A 20,192-nucleotide genomic window follows, 5' to 3' on the forward strand; every position below is an offset into this window, starting at 1 on the left:
TGACTCACGCATTTATTCACTTCATTCATCCATCCATTCACCTGCTGGTGCTGCACCCGTGATCAGATTCATCGGAAGATCCCGAACTCCGTCTGCTGTCAGCAGCCTGAGTGTACGGGAAGGCAGGTCCAGTCTGAGCACACGTCCGGTATAAGCAGTGTCGTCATGTTCGTGGAACAGCGTGATGGTAACTCGGTCACCGAGCACCATGGAGCTGCTCAGCAAACGGGATATTTCTTCCGCAGCCTGAGCATCGAGAGATGGACGGGCGCGGGGAGCGAGCTGCTCCTGATGAAGAATATAAGCTTCCCGATGTTCGGGGAGCATCATACGTGAGGACTCGAAGAGTCCGTTTTGCTGCAATTTTTTACTCATTTATAGTGACCTCCAATTTTGTGAGAACGGTCTTGAGCCTGCGCGGATGAACATAACGAGGATGCACGCATGATGGCCGTGTCTCCGAACTTGCGTTTGATATCATCCGTAGCTCGTTCCAATTCTCTTTTACGTTCGCGGTCGTCAAACCAGGACAGCTGTACTTCCGAATCGGGTACAAGTCCGCTCAATGACACATGGATGCGGCGAATGGGTAATCCGTCCCAATGGCGCAGAAACAGAGCCGCTGCCGCATCATACACTTCATCCGTAATGTTGGTGGGTTCATTCACCTTCATCTGACGGGAGAAACCGGTCGGCCTATCGTAATCCTGCCCGCGGCACCCCACGGAGACGACGTGCCCCATGAGTGATTTGTCACGGGAACGCCGGCTGACCAGCTCCGCCAGCTCCAGGAGCACAACCTTGATCTCATCCCAGGTCTCATAATCTCGCGGCAGCGTCATCTGATGCCCGATTCCCTGCTGCTGGTGGGTGTATGTCCCGGGTTTTACCGGAGAATCATCCATACCACGGGCGATACGCCATAATACTTCGCCGTTGACACCCCAGCGCTCTTTCAGCCGGGACAGCGGCGTATGTGCCAGATCACCGATCGTATGAATGCCCATCTTGTAGAGATGCTGTCCCATGCGTGAACCAACCATAAACATGTCACGTACAGGCTTCTCCCAGATCGTGGATGGCATATCCTTACGCGGCAGCGTGTAGATGCCGCCTGGAACTTTTTTTGCATATAGATCACAGGCCATTTTGCTGACTACCTTGGTATCACTGATCCCGATCCGAATGTAGACACCTGTCTCCTCCATAACCCGGGACTGAATACTGCGTGCAATGGTTTCGGGACTGCCGAACAAGTCCAGGCTTCCGGTGACATCGAGAAATTGTTCATCGATACTATAGGGCTCCACGAGGTCGGTGTAAGACTGCAGAATGCGCGTAATATGAAGGGATACCCGGATATACTCAGCCATGCGCGGACGAATAACCACGACATCAGGGCATTTGGCCAGGGCTTCGCCCAGCCGTTCTGCGGTTGTAATGCCATAGGACTTGGCGAGGGGACAGGCGGCCAGAATGATACCCGAGCGCCTGGCCGGATCACCGGCTACAACGAGGGGCCGATCCCTGTACTCGGGATGTGCAGACTTCTCCACACTGGCATAGAATGACTGGCAGTCTGCCAGCATGATGACACGTCTGTCTTGGCGGGGCATGATGTTTCCTCTCCTTATCTGCGATTCTTGATGCTGCTCCTGTCGTCTAACCCCTGCAGGGAGCTGGTTATTTACAGTTTATTTACAGTATGGAACAAGTGTTCCTGTTTTATAAGCATAAAGGACAATTCAAAATGCGGCAACCGGAATTATTTTGCAAATTGGACACAATTACGTTGAACATCAGGTGGAAGGTGCATAATAGGAAATAAGAAGTGCTTTTTTACATATAATGAGAGGCAGCTGTGACTTCAGGGTGATGACTGGCAGTTCATTTTGTTTTTTGTAAGAGGGTGATTAATGGGCGGAGTCCTATAAGGGGGGACTGATGTCCTTTTTTTATTTTCAGTACTTTTCTGAAAACCTTGATACGACGCGGATTTTCACTGATGCGTTATCGGACTATAGTATCAATTTTGTAATCTTTATGGTTAATACTGTAAAAAAGGCGCAACTTTAGAAAAACACTCGCGTTTAATGGGGTATATGTTTTTCGGGGGAAGAGTGCCTGCATCCGCGCTGCACATAACAATATTACATGAAGATGTGCAGCAGCTGCAGTGCGTTCATCTGTGCTTTTCCGGCAGATCGTGAATGTAAAAAGACCGCAAATGGAACAGCTGCCTTGGTGTGCTGGCGGATGGGGAAACGGACTGAGTATGGGCAGAACGTTCCATATCATGTTTGCTTCCATCAGCCTAGTTACAATGCAGAGGCTTAGCGCTATAGTGAGAACTACACCGCTGACATCTCTACCAAGCGGACATCCGAAGCGGAATGATCGTATGTTTCCTGTACGGGTTCATTTCTAACGCATGAACCTGAACCATGGGGAAGCAGGATGCATACCAGAGAGGTGAGCAATCAGAAGTCATGAGCAGACAACGACGAAGACGCTGGTTACTGACAGCTTTGACGGGCGCCGTAGTACTGACTGGCGGTTTACTTGCCGGATGGCATTACATGCAGCCCAAGCTTGTTACGTATACAGCGGAGAACGGCACGGAGATGAAATTCAAGACCGATGGAGACCAGTTTATGCAGTACGGGCCGGATGGAACCTGGAAGGAAATGTTCGTCAAAGGGGTGAACCTGGGGGCAACCTCACCAGGGCATTACCCAGGAGAATTTCCACTCACCGAGGAGGATTACCTGCGCTGGTTCGAGCAGATTCAGGATTTGGGCGCGAATGTGATTCGGGTGTATACGGTCCATCAGCCGATTTTTTACTCTGCACTGGTCGATTATAATCGCGGCCGGGAGCAGCCGTTATATTTTATACAAGGCATATGGTCCCCTGAGGAAGAATTGATTGAGAAGCAGGATGCCTATGCGGATCATATTGAGCAGCGGTTCAAGCAGGAAATTGCAAAAGCGGTATCTGCTGTATACGGGGATGCCGACATTCCTGCCCGAAATGGTGAATCCAGCGGTAAATACAGGACAAATGCAGGGAAATATCTGATGGCCTGGCATGTAGGCACCGAGTGGGACCCGTCCATGGTGGATAATACCAATAAGGTGCATGCAGATGTCCCGCAGTACAAGGGGGTTCATTTCTCTGCAAGTGCAGAGGCTTCCCCGTTTGAGAACTGGCTTGCCGAGCTGCTGGACTATACAGCGGTTCAGGAAAAAAAATACGGATGGGAACATCCAATGACTTTCACCAACTGGGTCACAACCGATGTACTCGATCATCCGGGCGAGCCGCTCTATGAAGAGGATCTGGTCAGTGTGGATGCACGACATATTAAGCCGGAGGCGTGGGAAGGCGGGTATTTCGCTGCCTATCATGTGTATCCGTATTATCCAGACTTGTTCCACACCGACAAGACACTTCAAACGATCAAGGATGAAAAAGGCGAGTACAACACGTACAAAAGTTATCTGCGCAAGCTCAAAGCCGAGTTTTCCGATATGCCTGTAATGGTTACAGAGTATGGCGTACCTTCCTCTCTGGGTATTTCTCATCTGGGCATGGGCGGCCGAAATCAGGGCGGACATAACGAGGTGCAGCAGGGAGACATCGATGCTTCGCTTACGCAGGATATTTATGATGAAGGGTACGCAGGAGCGATTCTGTTTATGTGGCAGGATGAGTGGTTTAAAAAAACCTGGAATACGATGCCGCTGGAAATTCCGGCTGACCGCCGGGCTTACTGGCTGAATGTGCTGACGAATGAGAAAATGTTTGGCCTGCTGGCGATGGACCCTGGTAAACAGGAACGGCTGACCATTGATGGCAGGCTGGATGACTGGGATACGCTGAAAGATGAAGAAGTCACCGTCTGGCAGGGAAAGGTGCAGGGGATCCGGGAGATGAAGATGACTCACGATGAAGCCTATCTGTATATAGGTTTGACGCTGGATCAGCCTTATGACCCTGAGCAGACCATGCTCCGTATCGGAACAAACACCCTTGACGGAGGCAGTCAGCCAAGCAATATGCTGCCGGGAAAAACGCTGAGTGATGGGCTGGAAACGGTCATCACATTAGGCAAAGATGATGAGTCCCAGGTGCAGATCGCCAAAGACTATGATTTCAACCAGCGGCTGTATGGCAGGGACGGATATAACATGATTCCAGCCAAGCAGCTCAAGTCCAGCGATCCGTTCCATCCATGGGAACTGGCCGTCAGTCTGAAGATGACACCACCAGACACACGTTCGGCTCATCCATTCATGGCTGAAAATGTAGGGACGTTAAAGCGGGGCACGACAGCCCCAGGACAGGCAGATACCGATTCGTTAACAGCCTGGCAGTATAACGGCAATCAGGTGGAGATGCGAATTCCATGGATGCTGCTTGGTTTCGGTGATCCCAGCTCCTTGCAGGCGATTGAATACGGACCGCTGAAAAACGGCCGGGAGTTTTCTACGACTACCGTTGAAGGTATCACGCTGGTTCCGTGGCTGACGAATCGTTCCACGCAGCAGGTATCCTGGCCAGGAGGCGAACAGGCAGCGCTGGATTTGAAAACTTTACCCGTCTACAGCTGGAAACCATGGGAGCAGGTCCAATACAGCGAAAGACTAAAGTTAAGCTATGAGAAAATGCGGCAGAACTACGAAAAAATGCCTAGTTTTCGGATGGAATAAGTCAATATAGAATTTCATAAACGAGCATAAAGGAGGACTTTTTCACATGTTCCAGAGTTTGGCTTTGGCCTATTGGTTTTTGATTGCCTGCATCGCACTTGTGATTGTAGGTGTCATCGTTCTGTTTGCCATGAAAATGTCCCACAACGGCAAACGACGCAAAATCGCCTTGTATGAACTAAAGCAGCGGGACTATTTCACGTATTTGCAGACCGCTTTAACAGAGAACAGTCCGCTCAAACTGCCGCCAGGTAAGCTGGCCCCGCTAGAACGCCGGGTTATTCAGGACAAATTAATTGAATGGATTGACCAGTTCAAAGGAGAATATCGCGATAAATTGATCGAATTGTGCCGCGAAGCAGGGTTCGTCGAACATGATCTGAAGGAGCTGGGGCGTCTGCGCTATGGACGTCAGATTGATGCAGCCTATCGTCTGGGAGGTATGCGCTGTCCCGAAGCCGTGCCGGGATTGATGGAACTGCTAAAAGATGAAAAACCCGGCCCGATGGCCATTATGATTGGTCGTTCGATTGCGAGATGTACGACCCGGCATGGCGAGCTGAAGGACATGCTTGCCCTGCTTTTGACCAAAGGAAAATCGATCCATCATCTGGCTGCGGATATTCTGCTGGAAGCTAACCTGGATACAAGCCGCATACTGCTTGAGCTGCTGGAAGATCGCAATCCTGATTTTGTCAAAGTCGGACTTGTGGCGATGTGGGGACAAGCGGTACCTGAAGTGATGCCTGCACTCGACAGACTGGTTGGGGCCGAGCATCAAGATGTACGTGCTGAAGCCGTGAAGCTGTATCTCAGTGCAAGTCCGGCGCTCAAGGATGAGACGATTCTGAAGCTGATTCAGGATTCAGACCCGGAAGTCCGCGCCGAAGTAGTACAGGCGCTTGGTTCGAAACATGCATCAGGCAGCATTCCGCTGCTTCGCAAGGCACTTCGCGATGAAGACTGGAGAGTTCGCTGCAGCAGTGCGGAAAGCTTGAGCAAGCTGGGCGAACCCGGATTCGAAGCTTTGTGTCAGGCGGCGGTGCAGGGAACGGGTGCGGAACGCGAGATTGCCATGCAGCAGATTGAGAGCACAATGCAGCAATCGGGATCCGACCATAAAGTGGTGGAGCAGATGATTGCGCATAACAAAAAAAGACTGCTGTACGAACGTTATTTTGGCCCTGTGCGAGGTGACCAGCGTACGCCTAAGAAACGCACAGGTGTTGCAGCGGTAGGAGGGGATTACACTGCTTAGAGATCTATTACTCATCTACGGTATGGTCGCCATCTATTATGTGGTGTTCGTTAATACGCTTTATTTTTCCATACTCGCTTTATCATTCCGCAACATCTGGACAATCTTCCGGCGGTCACATTACTCCAAGTACAACACGTTATCCGGCTCCGAACTTGTACCTTCGGTCTCGCTGCTGGTGCCGGCATACAACGAGGAACTGACCATTATTGAAAATGTAAACTGCCTGATGACACTGAACTATCCGACGTATGAGGTTATTGTAGTCAATGATGGATCAAGCGATTCCACGTTGAAGGTACTGCTGGAAGAATACCGTCTGAAGCCGGTGCCGAATACGCAGATTCGCGGAAAAATTCCATGTCAGAACATTCGCGGCATCTACCATAACCCGGAGTTCCCGGATCTGTATGTCATCGATAAGGAAAATGGCGGCAAGGCGGATTCCCTGAATGCAGGCATCAACTTGTCCCATTATCCGCTGATCTCTTCCATTGATGCCGATTCACTGCTGGAAAAGGACGCCCTGATCCGCATGGCACGCATGTATATGGAGAATCCGGAAGAGACCGTTGCGATCGGAGGGGATGTCCGCATTGCCAACGGCTGCAAAATTGAAAACGGTGCGGTTCAGGATGTATCCCTGCCGCGCAAAATTTGGCCGATGTTCCAGTCCATCGAATATTTGAAAGCTTTCCTTGGCGGACGGATCGGATGGAGCCACATGAACGGTCTGATCATCGTTTCGGGTGCATTCGGCATGTTCCGTAAGGATGCTGTCATCGCTGTAGGCGGCTATCGCGATGGTTATCCAGGCGAAGACATGAACATCATCATCAAACTTCATCGTTATATGCTGGAAAATAAACTGAAATACCGCGTCGCCTTCTGTCCTGAAGCCGTGTGCTGGACGCAGGCGCCGGATTCTTACCGCATTTTGTCCAGTCAGCGCAAGCGCTGGGGCCGCGGAAATCTGAAAAACATGCTGGAGAATCGCGGCATGCTGTTCAACCCGAAATATAAGGTCATGGGCATGATTACCATGCCGTATAACGTTATTTTTGAAGCGCTGAATCCGTACTTCCGAATTACCGGACTGCTGGCTCTGGCTGGATACGTGCTTCTGGATATGACTCAGTGGCCGGTTCTCGTCCTGTTTGGATTGCTGAACTTCGTGAGTGGATATTTGCTGAGTGTAGGGGCGTTGATTCTGGAGGAGATTGCGTTCAAACGCTACAACAAGCTCTCCGATCTGGTCAAAATGCTTGTCTACTCCGCGCTGAAATTTGTGGGGTATCATCAGCTCGGCGTGCTGTGGAGATTGCAGGGACACATTCAGTTTTTGCAAAACAACAATTCCTGGGGCACGATGACACGCCAAAGCTGGTCTGAAGAATCCAAAGACGCGAGCAAAGCGGCTTAATTGTAACAACATTATAGAAGGGTGGAAAAGAACATGCCAAATACGGCGACACTGCAGCGTGAGGCTGCCGTTAATGTGTATCGCAATGTAGAACAGGGATTGAAGGAAACGGGTGCCGAAGCTTGCGGCTTAATGTTCATTCACTGTGCAGGTCAGGTTCAGCCGGAGCAGCAGATCAGAACACATCTGGAACAGGCGGGATATTTGTCTTTCCAAGTGTGGCAGGACGGACCGATGCAGACCGTAGCTGTGCTGCTTCCGGGGCTTTCGCTGGATGAGGTTCATTATGAAGGACTTCGTATCAAGCATGCGCTGCAGGAAAGCGTTCCTGGTGCTGATCCGCAAATTACACTGGCCAGTTTCCCGCCAGGGGAGCGCCCTTCAAAGGCAACGATTCAGCATATGGCTGAATCTTCGAAGCTCGTGGACTCCTCGGAGATTCACATCTATACGCTGGAGCATACCGCGGATGAACCGGAACGGATTCTGATCGTGGATAATGATCCGACGGTTCGCGAATTTTTGCAGCTGCGTCTGAAGATGCAGGGATACGAAACCTACGAAGCCGTGGATGGACTCGCTGCACTCGACCTGATCGAAAAAGTGACACCTGATCTGGTGCTGACCGAGCTGAATCTGTACGGCATCGATGGACTGCCGTTCATTCATCACATCCAGAAGCTGGAGATGGAGCAACCGCCGAAAATTGTTGTTTTGACGGAACAACGGGTTGAGCAGACGATCAGCCAATGCTTCCGCAGCGGAGTGGACGATTATATGACCAAGCCGTTCTCCCCTGTGGAACTGGATGCCCGAATCAGACGCTGCCTGCACTAGAAGATGATTAGAGTCAGAACGATTACAACTACAACTACATCTAGAACTACATCTATATGATCTGAACTATTCTTTTACACTTTAACATCAAAATAAACTGCCCGGAGGGAATATCATGGAGAATCAACAATTTCACACCTTACTGAACGCGATCGAAAATAAAGAAGCGGTACTGGGCGTTGTCGGCCTCGGTTACGTCGGCCTTCCCCTTGCGGTGGAGATGGTCAACCAAGGGTTCACCGTCATCGGCATCGACCTGGATGCTTCCAAAGTCGACAGCATCTACAATGGAGATTCCTATATTCACGATATTTCGTCCGAAGAATTGAAAAAAGTGATGCAGAGCGGCCGTTTCCAGCCCACAACCGATTACAGCATGCTGCGTGTCATTGACGCACTGAGTATCTGCGTACCAACACCGCTCAGCGAAAACCAGGACCCGGATACCTCTTATATCGAGACGGTTGTCGATCAGATCAAGCTGCATATGAAACCAGGCATGCTGATTACGCTGGAAAGCACAACGTATCCGGGAACAACGGAAGAGCTGATTCAGCAGGAACTGGATAAAGTCGGACACGAAGCGGGCAGAGACTATTTCCTTTGCTTCTCGCCTGAGCGCGTAGACCCGTCTAACGGACGTTTTACCACGTTTAATACACCGAAAGTTATTGGCGGAACCACGGAAGCCTGCCTGAAGCTCGGAACAGCGCTGTACAGCAAATATGTAGAGACCGTAGTTCCGGTATCTTCACCAAAAGTAGCCGAAATGTCCAAACTGCTGGAAAACACCTTCCGCAGTGTGAACATTGCCTTCGTGAATGAAATGGCCATGATGTGTGACCGCATGGGCATCGATATTTGGGAGGTTATTGACGCGGCTGCGACGAAACCGTTTGGCTTTATGCCGTTCTATCCAGGGCCGGGTATCGGCGGACACTGCATCCCGCTCGACCCGATGTATCTGTCGTGGAAGGCGAAGGGATTCCGTTTTTACAGCAAATTCATTGAACTGGCGCAATCTACGAATGACAATATGCCGTACTATGTACTGAATAAAACATCAACGATCCTGAACGAATACGCGAAGTCTGTGCGCAAATCGAACATCCTGCTGCTCGGCATGTCGTACAAACCGAACATTGCCGATCTGCGTGAATCACCAGGACTTGAAGTGTACGAGCTGTTCAAGGAAAGCGGCGCAAATGTTGACTATTATGACCCGCATGCCGAGTCATTCAAGGATAAACATGGCGAAACCGTGCACAGCCAACCCTTTAATCTGGAGCAGTTCAAAACGTATGATTGCATCGTGCTGATTACCAACCACAGCGACCTGGCTTATTATGATATTGCGGAACTGGGAGTGCCTATTCTGGATACACGCAACGCATTCCGTACGTACAATCATTCACACATTTACAAAATCGGTCACTCGGTACAGCACCCAGTGTTGGAGCCAAGTGAAGCGGTTCTCGTCTGAGGAAGCTTATGAGGAAACAGGACATTTTGGCAGGTAAGGCTAAATGGGCTATCGTGGCTGTGGTGTTCTGCCTGCTGCTGCTGTCCTGGGTGTTCAAATGGTTCTCGCACGAAGAACATAAGGCGACCTGGCTGTGGGATACGTCGATCATTACGAAGCAGACACCTGAGATTATCGCGTTTTCCAAAGAGCAGGGCGTGGATACCATTTTCCTGCAAATTCAGGATGAGGTACCCGATGCGGCATATCGCAAATTCATCGCGGCTGCCACCAATGCGGAGATCGAAGTACACGCGCTGAATGGTCATGCCGATTGGGCTTACCGCGAAAAGCGTGCAGAGGGACTTGCCTTTATTGAACGGGTTCGGGCATACAATGCTTCGTCTGCGAAAAATGAGCGTTTTGAGGGCATCCAACTTGATGTCGAGCCTTACCAGTTAAAACGCTGGGAGAATGAGGAGAGCAGCGTCATTACCGAGTGGCAGAACAATATGGAGGTTTGGACGGAAGCCGGAAAGGCCGCTGGTCTATACATGAGTGCAGCGATTCCCTTCTGGCTGGATGCCCGTCAGTCGGCTGGAGGCAAGGAGACGTTCAGCCGCTGGGTCATCTCCCGTTTCGATGCGGTAGCCATCATGGCTTATCGGGACAGCGGGCAGCAGATGTACGATCTGTCCAAGGAAGAGCTGGCTGAAGCAGATGATCTGGGCAAGAAGGTCTGGATTGGAGCAGAACTCGCGGATACACACGAGGGAGATCACCTGACCTTTTTCCGCAAACCGATCAGCAATATGGACGAAGAGATGCAGAAAGTATTTGAGCTAGGTGCTTCTCATTCATCTTTTGCAGGTGTAGCTGTGCATCATTATGAGGCTTGGTATGCAAAACAGAATGGCATTCCGCTTGCGCGCAAGACCGAGAAATCGAAAGAGGAGCTGCCAACAAAATAGTAGAAGCTTCAACATTGGGTGGTAATCCCTTCTGGGCAAAAGCTGCAGGTATTCGTGCCTGCGCTTTACGGCTCAGAAGGGATTTTTACATCTTATAGAGAATGTGAAACGTTGAGAGTGGAGATTGGAGGTTTGTTTATGACGAAAAGAGTTAAAACCAGCTTGTTCGCTGCTCTAGCGTTCATTGTTGTGTTATCAGGATGGGGATACTTGAGTTTATTCGGTAATCCAATGTCTATTCTTTACTAACCTGAACCGTCTTCGTCTGCGAGTCATAAGAAACGTTAATGTCGTAGATCGAAACGATATCTTTTAGCGGAAAATAAATACGGTTTTGAATTAAGAGAACAGGGCTGTGCATCTGAAATGGCTCGTCATTGTGCTGGAACGTATCACTTCCAACCTTAAACTGCAGGAGAGGCGTAGAAACATCAAAGTCTTCGTTAAGCACTCTGAACGTTTTGATTTCGGATTGGAAGGATAACGCTTTGGAGTTAATCTGGAACGGGAGGCATCTCACAAATCCGTCGAGATCAACGTAGGTGTGCCCTTTGATGATCAAACCTGTGAATGATTTTTCATCCAATACATTGGATTTGATATTCACAGTTGAGTCGGAAGCGGGGAGAGAAGCAGCGTTTACGGATGAACTGAAGCCAGCCATAGCAAGGGTTAGTACGCTCACAAATAAAAATTTGGAAATACGCATGATCAACCACTCCTTTGATATATTCATTAGAAGTAACGCGGTACCCCGTACATAAGTTGCATAGGTTCAGGAGTAAATGGAAAAAAATGAATAAGGCACATCCCGATCACTCGTTGAGCGAAGGGAGGTGCCTTATTCAAGTTATTTAGCGCTTGAGAACATGGAAGTATCCCATTAGCGCCCATTTTCTTATCCAACGTTGTTTAATCTCTCTTCTGTTCCGCTGCCGTTGTCCGATAACGGTTAGGAGGCAGGCCGACCTGCTTTTTAAAGGCTTTGGAAAAGGAAAATAAGTCCGGATAACCCACCGAATGAGCCACCTCCGTTAAACTCAGTGTGGTCTGCATAAGCAGGATCTTGGCTTGCTTCATTTTGAGCTGCTGAATATACTGCACAGGAGACAAGCCGTAAGCTTTGCGAAACTGCTTGGCAAAATGGGTTCGATCCACACCTGCATGCGCAGACACACCTTCCACTGAAATCCCGCCTGCAAAATGAAGTTCAATGTACTCTTTGCCTTTCTGAAGCCAAGGGGTGGCTACATCCGGTTGCAAATCTTTGGTCGCCGGAGAACGCGCAATGCGGTCGAAAAGGCTGAGAAACCGGATCAGTCGCCCCAAGTCAGTGGCACTATCCTGCGTTTTGCGAACGTCTTCCATAAATGAACGCATACTGCTGGCTGTCTCGGGTGTTAGGACACCTGAACGATATGGATTGTCAGGACTGAGGCCAATCCGGGAAAGCAGCTCGGCGGCATAGGGTCCGTCGAAGGCGATAAATATTTTCTGCAAGGGCTGTTCGGGGTCGGTCCAATACTCATGGGTAACATGTGGAAACAGACAGAAGGCATCTCGGGCTCGCAGTGGATACTGCTGTCCGTTCTGAATAAATGTACCTTCCCCCTCCAACACAAATAACAAATAGTGATAAGGCGTAGTTCGAGGACCAATATGATAGCTGCTTTTGGCAATGTTGCGACCAATTCGTAATGGCCATGCGCCGCTGGCCTTCTCGAATTCAGACGGAGTGAAGAATAGAATATCCAGGAACTCTTGGTGGTCCTCCTTCATGCGCTCAAGCTCGGTCATCAGGAACACCTCTTTATAATATAAGTATCGTCGATATCTTCTAAAAGATTCATTTATAACCTATTATACAGGTGGGTTTTGTATAAATTCAAGACAGTAGCATGTGAATATAAATAATGACCACAAAATGACAAAAATAAATTACCGCGAAATGACATTGATCACAGACAAATCAACTGATATGATGTCCATACCTATTAAACCAAGTTAATTAATCGGCTTTTAGATGTATGCTTTACAAAATGATTAGAAATTAGGCGCACTTTAAAAATAGGGTTTAACGAGTGCGAACGTAGTGGAGGGGACGAAATCGATTCTGAAGAAACGTAGTGTTCGCTGTTATCTCCGGATTTTCCCTTTGGAAAAGGGAATCAAAAAAATCTGGAGATAACAGCGATCGAAAGAACGATTCGTACCCGGAACGGCCATGTCTGCACAACACCGATCTTATTTTTAACATGAGACTTTATTTATCGATAGAAGGGAATGACGTTTGTGAGCGAACAGGAAGAGATGAAGTTTGGATGGTTTTTACCCACCGCTGGAGATGGAAAGTATGTAGGTGTCGAGCCGGAACGTGAGCCAAGTCTGGATTATCTGGTGCAGGTGGCACAGACGGCGGAGACGGCAGGGTTCGAATTTGTACTGATTCCGACAGGGGGAGCCTGTCTGGACGCATGGGTGGTCGGCTCGGCGGTAATGAGTCACACCAAGACACTGCGTCCCCTTGTAGCGATTCGCCCAGGTCTGGTGACACCCGTACTCGCGGCTCGCATGGGTGCGGCACTGGATCAGCTCTCGGGTGGTCGTGCCATGATTAACGTAGTTACGGGCAGCTCGGTTCGAGATCTGGAAGAACTCGGTGATCCGCTGGCACATGCGCATGATGAACGGTATGTTCGCGCAAGCGAGTATATGGAAGTCATGAAGCGTTCGTGGACGCAGTCGACAGGCTTGAACCTGACGGAATTCGCCGGAAGTGGCGCTCAATCAGGTGCAGATGCATCCAGCGATCCAAATCCTGAATTCAACGGTCAATATTATAACTTCAAAGGTCCGGTAGGCATGCCGGAGACGGTACAGAAGCCCCATCCACCATTCTATCTCGGAGGAAGTTCTCCGATAGCAAAGCGGGTGGCGGTTGAACATGCGGATACGTTCCTCATGTGGGGCGAGCCGCATGACTGGATTCAGGAACAGATCGAAGAGATCGAGATCATTCGCGAACAGGTGAGAGAGGAAACGGGACAAGATCGTCAGCTTCGTTACGGTATGCGGGCACAGGTTCTCATCCGAGATACCGAAGAAGAAGCTTGGGCAGCGGCGTGGGAGATCATCAGCAAAGTGCCGCCGGAAGCGATTGAGAAAGCCAAAGCTGCATTCGCCGAAACCGATGCCACCAACCAGCGCAGACAAAATGAGCTGCGAGAGCTTTCCGAGAAACAGCAGTTTGTCGTTGGGCCGAACTTATGGACAGGGTTGTCGGTCGTGCGCTCCGGGGGAGCCATTCTCATCGTGGGTACAGCAGAACAGGTGGCGGAACGTTTGATGGAATACGGGGACCTGGGCGTGACGACATTTATTCTATCCGGTTATCCGCACTTGGAAGAAGCCGAAATCTTCGGCAAGACGGTAATGCCGATCATCCGCGAGAAATGGAAAACAAGACAGAAGCAGCATTCTATTACTGCCCACTAAATAAGTTAAATGTGTTTTTACACGATAACGAAGTATTCAAAATAAATCTGGAAAAGCGGAGCGCTCGCCTTTATCCCCGGATTTCTCCTTATATTAAAATTGAAAAAATCCGGGGGTAACAGCGATTGGAAGATTGTTATGAATACGTAGTGTTCAGTGTAAATTTAGTCGTTTTAACTTACATTAATCATCCTTAGGAGGTCGTCTTTCATGAAAAAAACAAAAAAAATGCTGCTGCCGCTGGTCAGTATGCTGCTGATGTCCATCCTGCTGTCCGCTTGCGGTGGCGGAAATAATGCGGCATCCGGAGAGGGCGGCTCCTCAGGTTCAGGTAAAGTGACCATCAGTTTCATGCACTGGCGTGGCGAGGATTCCGAAGCATTCAACAAGACCATTGACGCCTTTGAAAAAGAAAACCCGAACATCCATGTGGAAATGCAGACGCTCCCTTCGGACCAGTATCAATCCACGGTGCAGTCCAAAATCAGCGACGGCTCCACGGGTGATGTGTTTGCCTCTTTCCCGGGTGCCCAGTTCCAAGCGTTCAGCAAAGCCGGATTATTTACGGATTTGACGGGATCATCCTTCCTATCCAACTATAATCCGAAACTAATCGAAGCCGGACAGCATGATGGCAAACAATATGCAGTTCCGTACCAACTTGTATATAATGATCCGATCTATAACGTGAAGTTGTTTGAGAAATACGGCCTGACACCACCGAAAGATTGGGAAGGGTTCCTGGCTCTGTGCCAGAAGCTGAAAGACAATGGCATCATTCCGATTGCTTTTGCCGGAGCGGATATTGGTCCAGGCCAATTCATGAATACGATGGTGATGAACAATGCACCAAGTGACGACATTTTTACCAAAGTTGAAGCAGGAGAAGCCAAACTGACAGATGAGTTCTGGGTGAAAACGTTGACGCAAATTAAAGAGCTGAACGATAAAGGATACTTCCAGCAGGATGCGCTAGGTACGAAAGACCCGGCAGCGGGTGCACTGTTTATTCAGGAAAAAGCAGCCATGCTCGCAAGTGGTTCATATCAACTGGCTCAGAACAAACAGCAAAACCCGAATCTGGAGCAAAAGCTGCTCGCACCAATTACGGTAAGTGCCGATCAGGCGAAATATGAAGGGGTGCACACCACCACGTTTATGCTTGCGGTAAACAGCAAGTCGAAACACCCGGAAGAAGCGAAGAAATTCCTTGAATTCCTGAGCAAACCGGATGCAGCTGGCGCATACGCCAACCAGACAGGACAAAATGTAACAGTGAATGACGTGAAGTATGATACACCTGAGCTTCAGGTTGCGGGAGAATGGGCGAACAAAAAGACCGTGTTCCAGCCGCGGTTTACCATCCTGAACGGAGACAACCAAAAGGCTGTAACTAACTCCATTCAGGCCGTGCTGAGCGGCACTTCCCCGGAAGAAGCAGCACAGCAGGCACAAGCGATCATTGATCAGCATATCGGGAAATAAACGATGAAAAACCGACTTCAGCTATCCCTGTTTCTGTTACCCGGATTGCTGCTGTACGTTGGATTGTTCGTATTTCCTACATTGACGGGGCTGTTCTACTCCTTTACGGATTGGGACGGGGTATCCCCGTCGTATGCATTTGTAGGGCTGGATAATTACAAGGACAGTCTCAGCAGCATCGTATTTCGCAAAGCCTTCGGCAATAACGTGGAGTTTATGCTAACCGTTGTTATCGCACAAACGTTTATTTCACTTGTTCTGGCTCTGCTTTTGGTACGTAATACCAAGACAAAAGTGGTGCTTCGTGCATTGTATTTCCTGCCGGCGATTCTGTCATCGGTGTCGGTTGGTCTGATCTGGGCATTCATGTATGACCCGTCCATTGGACTGATCAATTACGGATTAAACGAGGCGGGCATGAGCAGCATGGCTCGTAACTGGATCGGTGATCCGAAGATTGCGATTTTCTCCATAGCTGCAGTGCAGGTCTGGGCTCACGCAGGACAGATGATGATTGTATTCATTGCAGGTCTGCAGGGTATTCCGGCAGAGCTGTATGAAGCGGCGCGCATGGATGGCGGCGGCAAATGGCAGGTATTCCGTACCGTGACCTGGCCGCTGCTGGCTCCCTCGGCAACGATTGTGGTGGCCTACACGACCATTCAGTCGTTCAAGGCATTTGACCTTATTTTCACGATGACGGACGGAGGTCCGAACTACGCGACTGAAATTTTGACCACCTATATTTATCATACAGCCTTTGGCAGCTATTCGTTTGGTCTGGCTTCTGCGGGTTCGATGATCTTTCTGGTGCTGCTCGCCTTGTTGACACTGCTGCAGTTCAAAGCGCTGCGTGCCGACCGGGTAAGCTATTAACGGATAGATAATGGGTTCGTTTCGTGAGCCGTGTTCGAAGAATACGAAGTAGTTGAAACTTTAGATGTGGAGATGAACTTTAAATGTGAAGTTGAGAGGAAGGAGGGAGTTTATATGGTTTTCAAATGGTTCAATCGACTGATCCTGTTGGTGTACGCGCTGCTGATCCTTGTACCGCTGTATTTTGTATTTGTATCTTCGTTTAAAACAAGCAGCAATTTCTTCACGAGTCCATTCAGCTGGCCGGACCCGTTTACGTGGGATAATGTCACGGGCTTGTTTCGCAATCAGCCGATGTGGCAGTATTTCGGGAACAGTATGATTGTGACGCTGGGAACCGTTGCGATTGAGCTGCTGCTCAGCAGCATGATTGCTTACGCTATTGTCCGCTGGGGCGGCAGCGTAGGCAAAATTGTGTTTGCGCTGTTTGTGGCAGGTCTAATTGTACCGTCACAGGTCAGCATGCTGCCGATCTATTCCCTTACGCGTACACTCGGGTGGTCCGACAGCCTGACGGGTCTGATTATCGTATCGGCGGCCATGCTGATGCCTGTCTCGGTATTTATGCTGACAGGTTTTATGCGGATGCTGAATTCGGAAATTTTAGAAGCAGGCAGCATGGATGGAGCAAATGAGTGGAGACTCTTTACCCGGATTGCTCTTCCTCTGGCAGCACCTTCACTGGCGGCAACAGCGACGTTTCTGCTTGTGATGGTGTGGAATGATTTGCTCATTCCGATGCTTATGCTCACCAGCAAGTCCAAACTTACCCTGCCGCTCGCCCTGATGCAATTCCGCGGGGAGTACGTGACAAATTATCCGATGATGCTGACAGGCGTTCTTGTGACGGCCATTCCAATGATTGTGCTGTTCCTGCTGCTTCAGCGTTATTTTGTTGCAGGTCTTACGGCAGGTTCCCTTAAAGGTTGAGGGCGAGAAGAAGGCTGAAAGATCCTTCACATAATCGAGTTCGTTTTATATTTGTTTGTAAATTGGCTTCACGTCGTATTTTGCATTGATTTCTCGTTCATTCTGCATAATAATGGTTTAGTGTCAGGATGACTACATAGAGATCAAGGGAGCTATTAATCTGATGAGCAAATTGGAAGTGTTGCGGAATCCCAAGCAGCGCAAGCTGCTGTTCAGTGCCGGCATGAGCTGGCTGTTCGATGCGATGGAGGTCGGCATGATTTCCTTTATCGTGGCTGCACTTGCGAAGGAATGGAGCCTCAGTCCCGGACAGGTGGGAGTGCTGACGAGTATCAACTCCATCGGTATGGCACTGGGTGCCCTGCTTGCGGGTGCACTCGCAGACCGTTTTGGGCGAAAAGCCATTCTGATGTGGACGCTGTTAATTTTCACGATTGCAAGCGGTCTATCTGCACTCGCTACCGGGTTTGCGGTATTGTGTGCATTGCGTCTCGTTGCAGGTATTGGTCTTGGCGGCGAGCTGCCGGTGGCATCTACGCTGGTATCGGAATCGATGCCTACAGCGGAGCGTGGACGTGCGGTTGTGTTATTGGAAAGCTTCTGGGCAGGGGGCTGGATTGTATCGGCGCTCATTGCCAATTTTGTTATCCCGGAGTATGGGTGGAGAATTGCGTTTGCGATTGGTGCACTTCCGGCGTTCTACGCGCTGTATCTGCGCCGTGCCATCCAAGATCCGCCGCGGTACAAGAATCATACAAAATTGCATAAAATCACGTTTCGCGAGAAGGTTGCGACGGTCTGGTCTGCACCGCACCGCCGGACCACGTTGATGCTGTGGATTTTATGGTTTACCGTTATTTTCTCGTATTATGGCATGTTTTTATGGCTTCCTTCGGTTGTGATGGCGAAAGGTTTTACATTGGTCAAAAGTTTCCAATATGTGCTGATCATGACGATCGCACAGCTGCCAGGGTACTTCACCGCAGCGTATTTCATTGAACGTTATGGCCGTAAATTCGTGCTTGTCGTATATCTGACGCTGACTGCAGTTAGCGCGATTGCCTTTGGACTAGCCACGACGGAAGCGACGATTTTGGCCGCCGGAATCTGTTTGTCATTCTTCAACCTGGGCGCTTGGGGCGGACTCTACGCGTACAGCCCGGAATTGTATCCCACTTCGGTGCGTTCCACAGGCGTTGGACTGGCTACATCGGTAGGTCGGGTTGGAGGTGTGCTCGCACCGCTGATGGTTGGGATGCTGGTTCAGCGAACAGTTCCAATCAGCCTAATTTTCACTATTTTCTTCGTAACAATCCTGATCGGGGCGGCTGCCGTGCTGTTCTGGGGCCGGGAAACGAAGGGACAAGAACTCACAGAGTAATTGTCAACATATTCAAACGCAACTTTTGTGCGGGTCCGTTTGCCTACGAAGATAGGGGCTGGACAAGTGTCAGAACGTTGATACATGAAGAGGTGTGACCCTGATATGACCATGGGCTCATACCTCTTTTTGTTCTGTACAGGACTCATTTTTTCATGCTCCATCGGTCCGATAGACGTACTATTTTCGATATCCTATAATGACACTCGGGATGTCCATCCGAGAGGATTCAGGGGGAAGCAGTACATCTGGATTCAGAAAAAATGGAGGGTTAATGAGATGACGAATAAGAATAGATTTGAGATGGATCAGACGTTTGATATGAATCTAGGATTGAATGAAAAGAATGAAATCGAAGCGAAGAACAGGATAGATCACAATATTGGAACGAATGAAGAGCATAACGTGCATGCATTGGTACAAATGATTGAGCATGCCGGGATGGAAGTGATATACAGCTGCGATGGCATGAATATGAAAAATGAGACACAGGGGAGTTTTGACGTAATTGACCTTACACCTATGAACTACAGGATCGAAACGAGGCTGGATCTACAGCATTTGCACACTGCTATAGATTCTATGGAACCTATCACTGTGAGTCGTAAAGTCACCCATCGCAGAAGAAGAAAGACTGGCAAGAGAGCAGGCAGAGTCAGTATGCTTCTTGGTGCATGTGCATTGACCTTAGGGTTGACCGCTGCTGCGCCTTCCGCAGGCGCACAGAAGCTGGAACAGGGCATTCGCAGTGAACATGTGGTGCAGCTGCAGGAGCAGCTGAGTGAGCTGGGATATTTTGACGCTGGAATCACAGGTTATTACGGTTCCATTACCAAGAGCGCGGTCCGCGATTTTCAGCAAGCGCAGGGACTGAGCGCCGATGGTGTGGCAGGACCGATTACTTTGGAGAAGCTGAACAAGAAGGTCAAAGCCGAAGGAGAAACGCTGCGGCAGCTGGCGAAGCTGATCCATGGGGAAGCACGCGGGGAATCTTTTGAAGGCCAGGTTGCTGTAGGAGCAGTTGTCTTAAACCGGGTGCAGTCGGGAGAGTTCCCGTCATCCATCTCCGAAGTTATTTTCCAGAAAGGTCAGTTCACCGCTGTGGACGATGGACAGTTTAATTTGAAGCCAACCGCGACTTCGTTTAAAGCTGCACGTCAAGCTCTCAATGGCGTTGATCCGACGAATGGTGCACTGTATTATTATAATCCGAAGATTGCCACGTCCGAGTGGAGCAAGAGCAGACCGACACTGCTGACCATTGGCCAGCATGATTTTACGAGATGATTTTGGAAAAGTAAAAAATCAATACCACTAATAACCTTGGCTGCACTCTATACCTGAGCTGTAAACCAAGGT

At 49.6% G+C, this 20,192-nt stretch carries 16 protein-coding genes; 12 read left to right on the forward strand and 4 right to left on the reverse strand.

Annotation, left to right across the window (positions count from 1 at the left end; translation table 11 throughout):
- Window positions 1–21 precede the first annotated feature (21 nt).
- A complete protein-coding gene (locus tag ABXS70_RS06980; RefSeq protein ID WP_342551916.1) occupies window positions 22–375 on the reverse strand; it encodes a YolD-like family protein in 354 nt (117 codons plus the stop codon).
- The gene (locus ABXS70_RS06985; protein WP_366294938.1) at window positions 372–1,616 is read right to left on the reverse strand and encodes a DNA polymerase IV; all 1,245 of its coding nucleotides are present in this window, start codon (window positions 1,614–1,616) and stop codon (window positions 372–374) included. Before ABXS70_RS06985 ends, ABXS70_RS06980 begins: the two co-directional genes overlap by 4 nt.
- Window positions 1,617–2,489: 873 nt before the next feature.
- Between ABXS70_RS06985 and ABXS70_RS06990 the strand changes: the two genes are divergently transcribed.
- From ABXS70_RS06990 to ABXS70_RS07015, 6 genes are all read left to right on the forward strand, one after another.
- Window positions 2,490–4,715 carry a hypothetical protein gene (locus ABXS70_RS06990; RefSeq protein WP_342551885.1) on the forward strand — a complete coding sequence of 742 codons (2,226 nt, stop codon included), beginning with the start codon at window positions 2,490–2,492 and terminating at the stop codon, window positions 4,713–4,715.
- A 46-nt stretch (window positions 4,716–4,761) separates the two neighbouring features.
- Window positions 4,762–5,973 (forward strand): HEAT repeat domain-containing protein, encoded by a 1,212-nt coding sequence (locus ABXS70_RS06995; RefSeq protein WP_342551884.1) that lies wholly within the window; start codon window positions 4,762–4,764, stop codon window positions 5,971–5,973.
- 22 nt (window positions 5,974–5,995) lie between these two features.
- Entirely contained in the window at window positions 5,996–7,396 is a 1,401-nt protein-coding gene (locus ABXS70_RS07000; RefSeq protein ID WP_366294942.1) for a glycosyltransferase, read from the forward strand.
- 33 nt (window positions 7,397–7,429) lie between these two features.
- A complete protein-coding gene (locus ABXS70_RS07005; RefSeq protein WP_342551882.1) occupies window positions 7,430–8,233 on the forward strand; it encodes a response regulator in 804 nt (267 codons plus the stop codon).
- 115 nt (window positions 8,234–8,348) lie between these two features.
- A complete protein-coding gene (locus ABXS70_RS07010) occupies window positions 8,349–9,716 on the forward strand; it encodes a nucleotide sugar dehydrogenase (RefSeq protein WP_342551881.1) in 1,368 nt (455 codons plus the stop codon).
- 8 nt (window positions 9,717–9,724) lie between these two features.
- Complete coding sequence (locus ABXS70_RS07015) at window positions 9,725–10,666, forward strand: hypothetical protein (RefSeq protein WP_342551880.1); 942 nt, start codon at window positions 9,725–9,727, stop codon at window positions 10,664–10,666.
- Between the two features lie 235 nt (window positions 10,667–10,901).
- On the opposite strand, the gene ABXS70_RS07020 is transcribed toward ABXS70_RS07015, so the two are convergent.
- Window positions 10,902–11,375, reverse strand: a complete 474-nt coding sequence (locus ABXS70_RS07020) for a stalk domain-containing protein (protein WP_366294946.1) — start codon at window positions 11,373–11,375, stop codon at window positions 10,902–10,904.
- A gap of 203 nt (window positions 11,376–11,578) precedes the next feature.
- Entirely contained in the window at window positions 11,579–12,463 is an 885-nt protein-coding gene (locus tag ABXS70_RS07025; protein ID WP_366294949.1) for an AraC family transcriptional regulator, read from the reverse strand.
- Window positions 12,464–12,949: 486 nt separating this feature from the next.
- Here ABXS70_RS07025 and ABXS70_RS07030 point away from each other — a divergent pair, with 486 nt between their 5' ends.
- The 6 genes from ABXS70_RS07030 to ABXS70_RS07055 all read left to right on the forward strand — a co-directional run bounded on the left by ABXS70_RS07030 (window position 12,950) and on the right by ABXS70_RS07055 (window position 20,120).
- A complete protein-coding gene (locus ABXS70_RS07030; RefSeq protein ID WP_342551876.1) occupies window positions 12,950–14,161 on the forward strand; it encodes an LLM class flavin-dependent oxidoreductase in 1,212 nt (403 codons plus the stop codon).
- Window positions 14,162–14,371: 210 nt separating this feature from the next.
- Complete coding sequence (locus tag ABXS70_RS07035) at window positions 14,372–15,646, forward strand: extracellular solute-binding protein (RefSeq protein WP_342551875.1); 1,275 nt, start codon at window positions 14,372–14,374, stop codon at window positions 15,644–15,646.
- A 3-nt stretch (window positions 15,647–15,649) separates the two neighbouring features.
- Window positions 15,650–16,522 (forward strand): sugar ABC transporter permease, encoded by an 873-nt coding sequence (locus ABXS70_RS07040; RefSeq protein WP_342551874.1) that lies wholly within the window; start codon window positions 15,650–15,652, stop codon window positions 16,520–16,522.
- Window positions 16,523–16,636: 114 nt separating this feature from the next.
- The gene (locus tag ABXS70_RS07045; protein ID WP_342551873.1) at window positions 16,637–17,452 is read left to right on the forward strand and encodes a carbohydrate ABC transporter permease; all 816 of its coding nucleotides are present in this window, start codon (window positions 16,637–16,639) and stop codon (window positions 17,450–17,452) included.
- 163 nt (window positions 17,453–17,615) lie between these two features.
- The gene (locus ABXS70_RS07050; protein WP_366294954.1) at window positions 17,616–18,833 is read left to right on the forward strand and encodes an MFS transporter; all 1,218 of its coding nucleotides are present in this window, start codon (window positions 17,616–17,618) and stop codon (window positions 18,831–18,833) included.
- Between the two features lie 660 nt (window positions 18,834–19,493).
- Window positions 19,494–20,120 (forward strand): cell wall hydrolase, encoded by a 627-nt coding sequence (locus tag ABXS70_RS07055; protein WP_342556388.1) that lies wholly within the window; start codon window positions 19,494–19,496, stop codon window positions 20,118–20,120.
- Window positions 20,121–20,192: the final 72 nt, after the last annotated feature.

This window comes from Paenibacillus sp. AN1007, from assembly GCF_040702995.1.
Classification (GTDB): domain Bacteria; phylum Bacillota; class Bacilli; order Paenibacillales; family Paenibacillaceae; genus Paenibacillus.